Source organism: Wolbachia endosymbiont of Drosophila seguyi (assembly GCF_028981765.1).
Taxonomy (GTDB): Bacteria; Pseudomonadota; Alphaproteobacteria; order Rickettsiales; family Anaplasmataceae; genus Wolbachia; species Wolbachia pipientis.
Genome location: NZ_JAPQLM010000189.1, coordinates 9,130 through 17,626 on the forward strand (window position 1 = coordinate 9,130; position 8,497 = coordinate 17,626).

The window sequence follows — 8,497 nt, forward strand, 5'->3', positions numbered from 1 at the left end:
TTTCTCATCTTTACCCCGTACTAAAATTTCAGATATTATAGCCTTTTACTTGTTTCCGGACAACCTCTGAAACGCTATAAAAAATTTCCTGATAATCTCTCGCATATAACACAAAGTTGGGATACTGCGGTTTCAACAAGTAACATGAGCAACTTTAGTGTCTGCACCACCTGGGCAAAAATAGATAATAAATTCTATTTACTCGACGTATATCGCGCAAAGCTTGAGTATCCAAAGCTTAAAGAACAGGTTTTGTCACTAGCTGCAAGATGGACGCCACACGCAATTTTAATCGAAGCAAAAACAAGTGGTCAACAATTGGTGCAAGAGCTAAAGACAAACAGTGATTTACCGATGATTGAAATAGTGCCACATGATGACAAGCTCACTCGATTTCATCAAATTGTTCCGATTATAGAGTCTGGCAAGGTTTTTCTGCCACATCAAGCAGTATGGCTGAACGATTTTGAGTATGAGATTTTAATGTTTCCTGAAACGCGCCACGACGACCAAGTGGACAGTACCGTGCAATATTTGCAGTGGGTGAGAAACAGTACCTCTAGGGTTACGGCTGTACGGGCATTGTGATTTGAGAGCAATTTCCACAAGGGAGGATGTCATCCCAGCGCTCCTTTTTTTGTCATGCAAGTAGCTGACACTGGAATCTAGCTTCTCGTTGCTGCTGCGATCATATACTATTGTAATGAGCCTTCAAAGTCACTTAAAAATAGCAACGTCCAAGGGTTTTCTGAAAAGGTCCCACAACCCGGTTCGTAAAATTCACAAGAACCATTAAAATATTTTTTTACTTTTCATTGTATATTTCTCAACATATTATCTTTAAGTACTAAAATAATTAACAATATGGCATTATTAATAGTTGAATCACCTGCGAAAGCAAAGACAATAGGTAAATATTTGAGTAAAGAGTTCAAAGTAGCTGCATCCTTTGGACATGTGAGGGATCTTCCAGCAAAAAACGGTTCTGTCGATCCGGATAATGATTTTACTATAAAGTATGAAACCATTGAAAAAGCAGAAAAGTATATAAAAGAGCTAGTAAAAGCCGCAAGCAAAACATCAGATATATATCTTGCAACAGACCCAGACAGAGAAGGGGAAGCAATGGCTTGGCATGTGATAGAGACATTAAAAGAAAAGAAAGCAATCAGTAATGAAAACAACATTTATAGAGTAGTCTTTAACGAGATAACAAAAAGAGCAGTACAAGAAGCAATAAAAAATCCACGTGAAATTAATATGGATTTAGTGCGTGCACAACAAGCACGTAGAGCTTTGGATTATCTAGTTGGATTTAGTTTGTCACCACTGCTGTGGACAAAATTGTCGGGAAGCAAGTCTGCAGGGCGAGTGCAGTCTGTTGCATTAAAGATTATATGCGAACGAGAAGATGAAATTAGTAAATTTATAACACAGGAGTATTGGAGCATAAAAGCAGAAATGCAAAATAGCAAAGATGAGGCTTTTTTTGCTATGCTAAGCCACTATGACAATAAAAAGCTAGAAAAATTTGATATTAAGAATGAAGAAGAAGCAAAGAACTTAGTCAGGGAGATTGAATCAAGGCAATATGCTGTAAGCACAGTAGAACGCAAGCAAGTTAAGAGAAACCCGCTTCCTCCGTTTATTACTTCAAGTCTTCAGCAAGATGCAGTGAATAAACTGTATTTTAATGTGAAAAGTGTTATGCGCATAGCGCAAAATTTATATGAAGGTATCGATATTGGTGGTGAAACTGTAGGGTTGATAACTTACATGCGTACAGATGGGTTTCATATTGCAGATGAGGCTATAAACTCAATTAGAGGGTCAATTAAGTCATTATATGGTGATAAATATTTACCGCAGTCTCCTCGTAAATATGTAAAAAAGGTCAAAAATGCTCAAGAAGCACATGAAGCAATTCGTCCAACTGATATCAATAGAACGCCGGGTAGTATTAAGGATTACTTAACGCCAGAGCAATTTAAATTGTATGATTTAATCTGGAAAAGGACCATTGCAAGTCAAATGGAGTCGGCGATTCTTGATCAAGTGGTAGTCGAAATTAGTTCTACTGACCAGAAAGTAATTCTGCGAGCAAGTGGATCAAGTATATTCTTTGATGGTTTTTATAGAGTCTACCAAGATAACATAGAAGCCGAAAATGAAGGCCTGCTACCTGCCATGAAGGAAGGGGAAGCGTGTAAGCTGATTTCAGTTGAGCCAAAACAACATTTCACTCAACCGCCACCTCGTTATAGTGAAGCAAGTATCGTAAAAAAAATGGAAGAAATCGGTATAGGTCGACCATCAACTTATGCAACAATTATTTCGGTATTACAAGATCGTGAGTACGTTTCATTGGATAGCAAAAGGTTTATTCCAAGCAGCCGCGGTAAAATCGTTACTATATTTTTAGCAACTTTTTTTCAGCGTTGTGTAGAGTATGATTTCACAGCACAAATGGAAGAGAAGCTTGATTTAATTTCAAATGGACATGCAGATTGGAAAAAAGAATTAGGCCACTTTTGGGTGCCATTTTTTGGTCATGTAAACTCTGTCAAGCAAATGACGCATGATGAAGTTTTCAGCGGCATTCACGATTTGGTAATCGATTGGTTTTGTTCAGAAGAAGGAAGAAAAGAGGTGAATACGAAATGCCCTGCTTGCTTAGGTGGCATATTGAAATTGAACTTTGGAAAAGCCGGGGTGTTCCTTGGATGTTCTAACTATCCTGAATGCAACCATACAAAAGAAATTACAGGTAGTAACGACAATTCAGAATATCCAAAAAGTTTAGGTATAGATGATATAACAAACCAAGAAGTGATGATCAAAAAGGGTCCTTTTGGACTTTATCTGGAGTTTAATAACGAGTTAAAAAAGAAAAAAACGGTTTCCATACCAAAAGATATAAATGTTAATGAGATTGATCTGAGCACCGCTACTCAGTTACTTTCCTTGCCAAAAGTAATCGGAGAACACCCTGAAACCGGAAAGGAAGTAAAAATAGGCCTTGGGCGATTTGGGTACTATATTTTCTATGATGGTAGATACTTTTCTCTTAAGAAAAGCTCCAAAGAGGTGCTGAATACAGAATTGAGCGAAGCTGTACAAATTATTGCAAACAGTCCACGCAAAGAGTTAAAATCTCTCGGGGTTAATGAAAAGGGAAAAGAAGTTTTTATCTGCAACGGTAGGTACGGATTCTATATAAAATGCGGTAAAACAAACGTTGCTTTGGGCAAGGGTGCAGATATTGAGAGTATAGATCTGGAGAAGGCTTTAGAGTTGATTAAGGGTAAGAAATAGACTTCTTGCATAACCATATGCTCTTTATTGTCATTCCAGCGCGTGACGCTGGAATCTAGAAAAAAAGAACCTGGATGCCAGTGTCTGGGCACTGGCATGACACCCTTTCTGGTAGAGGTTGCTCTCAAATCACAACGTGCATACAACTGCAGCAGTATGATGTTTTATTTATTATAGCTATAACACTGAAGTTTACAATCAGAACAAACCACTTGGCCACGTGGAACTGATTTCAGTTTATCAGTTGAAACTTGATTTGAGCAGAATATGCATTTTATTGTGTTGCTTGGAGTAAGTGAGTTATCAACAGCAATTCTATCATCAAAAACAAAACATTCTCCTTTCCAATTACCATTTTTATTATAAGTTTTTTCAAGGTAAGAAAGAATGCCGCCTTTAAGATGGTAAACATCACTAAATCCAAGGCTTTTCATATATGCTGTAGATTTTTCGCATCTAATCCCACCAGTGCAGTACATAGCCACTTTCAGGTCTTTACTCTCAGAAAATGACTCTGTCCACTGAGGAAACTCACGGAAACATTGTGTGTGTGGATTAATTGCATTCTTAAACTTGCCTAATTTCACTTCATACTCGTTTCGTGTATCTATTACTAAAACGTCAGGTTGAGAAGTAAAATCATCCCAATGCTCTGGATCAACATATTTACCCCTAAGGGAAATATCAAGATTGCTTACACCAAGATTCACAATCTCTCTTTTTAATTTTACCTTCATCTTGCTAAATGGTTGATATTCTGCTGCACTCTCTTTCCATGTAAGGTCCCTTAGCCTATAATCAGAACGTAGAAAATCGAATATTTTATCAATTGCGTTTCTTTCACCAGATATTGTTGCATTAACACCCTCTTCTGCAAGGAGTATAGTGCCCTTTAACTCAACGTTGTTGCATGCAGCTTTTATTTCGTCTTTCATGTCATAATAATTAGAGAGTTCTACAAAGTGATAGAAAGTTGCAATGACGAAGCTCATGATTATTCACTTATCAACTGAAAACATGATATACAAAATTATAAAGATATTCAATAGTACGGCTGTTAATTACTGGATATCTTCAGTTTTTACATATAACATTTTAATATAAAATATAGATTCAAATTAATGTTTTTAAGAGTATTTAAAAATATATTCTTATTTTTAGTAAGCATATTATTCGTCTGCCCAATATTATCATTAATATCAATCTTATTTACAGATTCAGCGAATTCCGAATGGGTAATCAGTACGCTTTTTCCTGAATATATACTGAGTACGTTAATTTTGATGGTAGGAGTAGGGGGAATATCTTTCATGTTTGGAGTAATTCCAGCTTGGCTCACCACATTTTTTTCATTTCCTGGAAGTAAAATTTTTGAGATTGCTTTGTTCTTTCCGATATCGATTCCTGGATATATAGTAGCGTTCGTCTATGTAAATACGCTAGAGTTTTCAGGTCCGGTGCAGAGCTTATTAAGAGACATTTTAGATTGGAGCAAAGGTGACTATTGGTTTCCTGAAATAAAATCCCTAGGTGGTGGAATATTAGTAATGGGATTCAGCCTATATCCATACGTTTATATGTTAGTTCGCTCAAGTCTAAAGAATGTTAGTAACTCAGTCACTATTGCGTCAACGCTTGGGTTCTCCTCATTGAAGAGCCTGTTTTCTGTTATCATACCCTCCATACGCCCATCAATTATAGCTGGGTTGTCTTTGGTACTAATGGAAGTAATTACAGATTTCGGCACACCACAGTTTCTTGCTATCGATACTTTTACGACAGGAATATATCGCACCTGGTTTTTACTGCATGACAAATATTCAACTACTGTTTTAGCAGTTGCAGAATTAATTTTCGTTGTGATACTAATAGCTATCGAAAAAAAACTACAAAAAAAAGGAATATCTTACTCTTCAATCAATACCAATTCGGACTATCACAACAAACGGAGTATAAGTGGCGCTATGCCGTTGATCTTTGCTTATCTTATGTGTGTATTGCCGATCTTAATAGGTTTTATTTTGCCAATGATTCCGCTCATATATTGGAGCATAGAGAAGGGGTTTTTCATATACGAAGCAAGATTCTATAACATAATAGCAAATAGCATTAGTTTATCATTTATCACCGCATTAATCTCAATTAGCATTGCAATAATGATTGGATATACGGCGCGTAAAAATAAGGTAATCAACAATATAGCGCGTCTCATTTCTTTAGGCTACGCAATTCCAAATGCAATTATCGCAATTAGTATAATAATATTTTTAAGCAGAATATCCTCTTTCATTACTCAATATGTTGTGGAAATTAGCTTGGTAGGAACTATTGGCGCATTAGTTTACTCATATTTATTTCGTTTTTTTGCTATATCTTTCAAGGCGGTAGAGTCAGGGCTCAAAAAAACACCAAATGAAATTGAGTGGACTGCATATACTATGGGTCATGGACCTATTTCCACATGTTTAAATGTTCATATCCCTCTCATCAAGAAGAGTATATTATCGGGATTTTTGCTCGTATTTATGGATACTATCAAAGAGCTCACAGCAACACTCATTATAAGACCATTTAATTTTGAAACTATATCAACTAGAATATATGAACTTGTAAGCGATGAGCGCTATAGAGAAGCTGCCCCATTTTCGTTAATAATAGTTATAATAGGCTTAATCTCTACAATAACCTTATTTACACTTGATGATAAGGATAAAAAATAAACGTAACCGTTCACACTTAATTCTTCAATCTCACTAATAGAAAGGCCAGTAAACTTAACAATAGTGTTGACATCAACATTATTAGCCAGCATTGCTTTTGCGACTTCAATTTTCCCTTCAATTTTCCCTTTCTCTATACCTTTTTGTATACCTTTCTCTTCAGCAAGATCAAGTCTGTATTCAAGAATAGCTTCTTCTTTGCGTAGATCCATTATCCTTTCTTCATAGGCTACTAAATCTTTTTCGTTCCAACGAAACTTGTCTCATTCATCATATGCTAGCTTTATTATTGGCGCTTTTTCTGCTATCTCTTTTAAGTCCTCTTCTGTTGTTTCTTCTGCGTATTTAAAAAAGAAACACCACCTTTCTACTATACTTTCTAACTGCTCTACTTTATTTTTTGCGAATTTAGGCAACTCAATAAAGACAAACTGAAAATCTTTTAAGTAATGGCCGTTAGTTTTTATATCACGTATATTGTGAGTAGAAATATAATCAACTTCTTCAGGAAGTAAGTTACAATTTGATATAGCAATAAAGAAGACTTTCTTTAAATCAATGTAGTTGCCAGATTTATCTAATTGTCTTGAGTAGGCTTTAGCGGCATATAATTGAGCGCGTTTTTCGAAGCCCTTGTCTCTAGCGAGCTGGTTAGGTAAGGAAGTAGTATTGCTACTACTCCCTCCCTTAGAAACGCAGCATGCAGGTTTCCCCACACTACGCTTGAGCCCCTTATCTAAGTCCTTCTTTTCTCGAACCGGCTTGTCCTTCATGATTCCTCAGAAAACATCATTCTTAATGGTGACACCAACAGTAGAGAACCTTCTCTTGAGAAAGAGCTTGCTAACATTTTTGTTTGTTTCACTCTTTCATCAAAATACTTTTTCCATTTTAAGTCAAGTGGATTTGCATCCGCCCTGATTTTAACATGTCGTCTGATAGGTATATCAATCAACCTAAGCAGTCTTAAATACCTTATCTCTTTCGGTTTGTTCTTGCATATGGGTGCAGCAAAGACCCATTGGCGTTGTTTCATTACCTTGAAGTAACGATTCTTTATCCAACGTAATCCTTTACGAGGATGTCTTTTCTTTGCCCATTTCCATAGAGCACACATAATTTCATGGTCTATTTTGTTAAAAGCTCTTTTCGCACACACATGGCTGTAGTAATTTCCCCATCCCCTTAATAGGGAATTGAGCAACTTGATTAGTACGGCCTGAGTGTTCGCTATGTTTGCCTTTATCAATGTACGTGCTTTATTAAGAAGTTTCTTAATACTTTCTTTTGAAGGTTTTATAATTAACTTCTTATTATACCTGCGTACATTACAACCAAGAAAGTCAAACCCTGTTGTAATAGATGTAATTTTTGTTTTCTCTTCGGAAAGGATAAGACCTCTCTCCTGAAGAAAGGACGATACTAGAGGTTTTACTTCATTTTCCAGTACTTCACGTGTGATTCCTGAAATGATAAAGTCATCTGCGTACCTGATTACATTTACTCCACTTCTGATTTTGCTTCTTCTTTTACTGCCAAGTTTACCAAATTGACTTTCCAATGATTTTTCAAGTCCATTTAGGGCTAGATTTGCTAGTATTGGAGAGATGATACTACCTTGTGGGGTACCTGCAGTTGTGGAATACAGAGTTTTTGATTCTAGGAAGCCAGCTTTTAACCAGCTATGAAGAATTTTCTTCTCCATAGGAATATGCTTCATGAGCCATTCATGGTTAATGTTATCAAAACACCCTTTAATATCACCTTCGAGTATCCATTGTAGTTGGTTACGGCTTGCCAGTAACAAGTGACAAGCCACAGTAGCGTCTGCGCAGGATCTTTTTGGTCTAAAACCATAAGAGTGACGATCACTGATCGTTTCAGCTATCGGTTCCAAAGCAAACAAGTATAATGCTTGCATGGCTCTATCTTTTATCGTAGGGATTCCAAGAGGTCTTCTTTTGCCATTAGACTTACTGATGTATATCCGTTTTAGCGGAGAAGGTTTGTATCCTCTTTGTTTTAATAGCTTTATTCCTTGAAATTTTGTGTTGCAAGTTGACCATATTTGACGATCTACACCTGCTGTGTTTTTTCCTTGGTTTTCAGTTACTCTCTTAACCGCCAAAGCTTTGCCGCTAAAAGAGCGTGTGAGAAGGTGTTGTAAAGTTTTCACCTTACCCCATCTGCCTTGTTGGACAGCCTTAACAATACGCCTCTGTAGCCTCATAACAACTTTTTGGCATTTCTTCCAGGGTAACTGGTTCCATGCTTCGGAGTTATTGGTAGGTGCACTTACAGTTGTACTTGTAATCATCTGCTTTCCTACCTTAAGTGGTTAACAAAGTTTCTTGTCATGAGGGACCAAATGGAAGTCTGCTCGTTTTCACGCGAATTAATGTTACAAATTCTATCCATTTCGTTACAAAATGGCATTCGCTTTCTCCATTATCCTTTACCTG

Annotated in this window: 4 protein-coding genes and 3 pseudogenes; 4 read left to right on the forward strand and 3 right to left on the reverse strand. The window is 36.6% G+C overall.

The window, feature by feature from the left end; genetic code table 11:
• Positions 1-63: 63 nt before the first annotated feature.
• The 3 genes and pseudogenes from terL to topA form a co-directional block, all read left to right on the forward strand.
• A pseudogene (gene terL, locus OZD62_RS05420) lies at positions 64-588 on the forward strand (phage terminase large subunit); the annotation flags it as partial.
• A gap of 90 nt (positions 589-678) precedes the next feature.
• Positions 679-777 (forward strand): annotated as a pseudogene (locus OZD62_RS06270) (TomO hydrophobic C-terminal domain-containing protein); the annotation flags it as partial.
• 87 nt (positions 778-864) lie between these two features.
• A complete protein-coding gene (gene topA, locus OZD62_RS05425; protein ID WP_275019605.1) occupies positions 865-3,315 on the forward strand; it encodes a type I DNA topoisomerase in 2,451 nt (816 codons plus the stop codon).
• Between the two features lie 164 nt (positions 3,316-3,479).
• Here topA and trhO read toward each other — a convergent pair whose 3' ends face one another.
• Complete coding sequence (gene trhO, locus OZD62_RS05430; protein WP_010963056.1) at positions 3,480-4,307, reverse strand: oxygen-dependent tRNA uridine(34) hydroxylase TrhO; 828 nt, start codon at positions 4,305-4,307, stop codon at positions 3,480-3,482.
• 129 nt (positions 4,308-4,436) lie between these two features.
• Here trhO and OZD62_RS05435 point away from each other — a divergent pair, with 129 nt between their 5' ends.
• The gene (locus OZD62_RS05435) at positions 4,437-6,035 is read left to right on the forward strand and encodes an ABC transporter permease (protein ID WP_275019606.1); all 1,599 of its coding nucleotides are present in this window, start codon (positions 4,437-4,439) and stop codon (positions 6,033-6,035) included.
• 5 nt (positions 6,036-6,040) lie between these two features.
• Here OZD62_RS05435 and OZD62_RS05440 read toward each other — a convergent pair.
• Together OZD62_RS05440 and ltrA are read right to left on the reverse strand one after the other, a co-directional pair.
• Positions 6,041-6,808 (reverse strand): annotated as a pseudogene (locus OZD62_RS05440) (Rpn family recombination-promoting nuclease/putative transposase); the annotation flags it as partial.
• Complete coding sequence (gene ltrA / locus OZD62_RS05445) at positions 6,805-8,352, reverse strand: group II intron reverse transcriptase/maturase (protein ID WP_006280223.1); 1,548 nt, start codon at positions 8,350-8,352, stop codon at positions 6,805-6,807. The pseudogene OZD62_RS05440 and the gene ltrA, both read right to left, overlap by 4 nt.
• Positions 8,353-8,497: the final 145 nt, after the last annotated feature.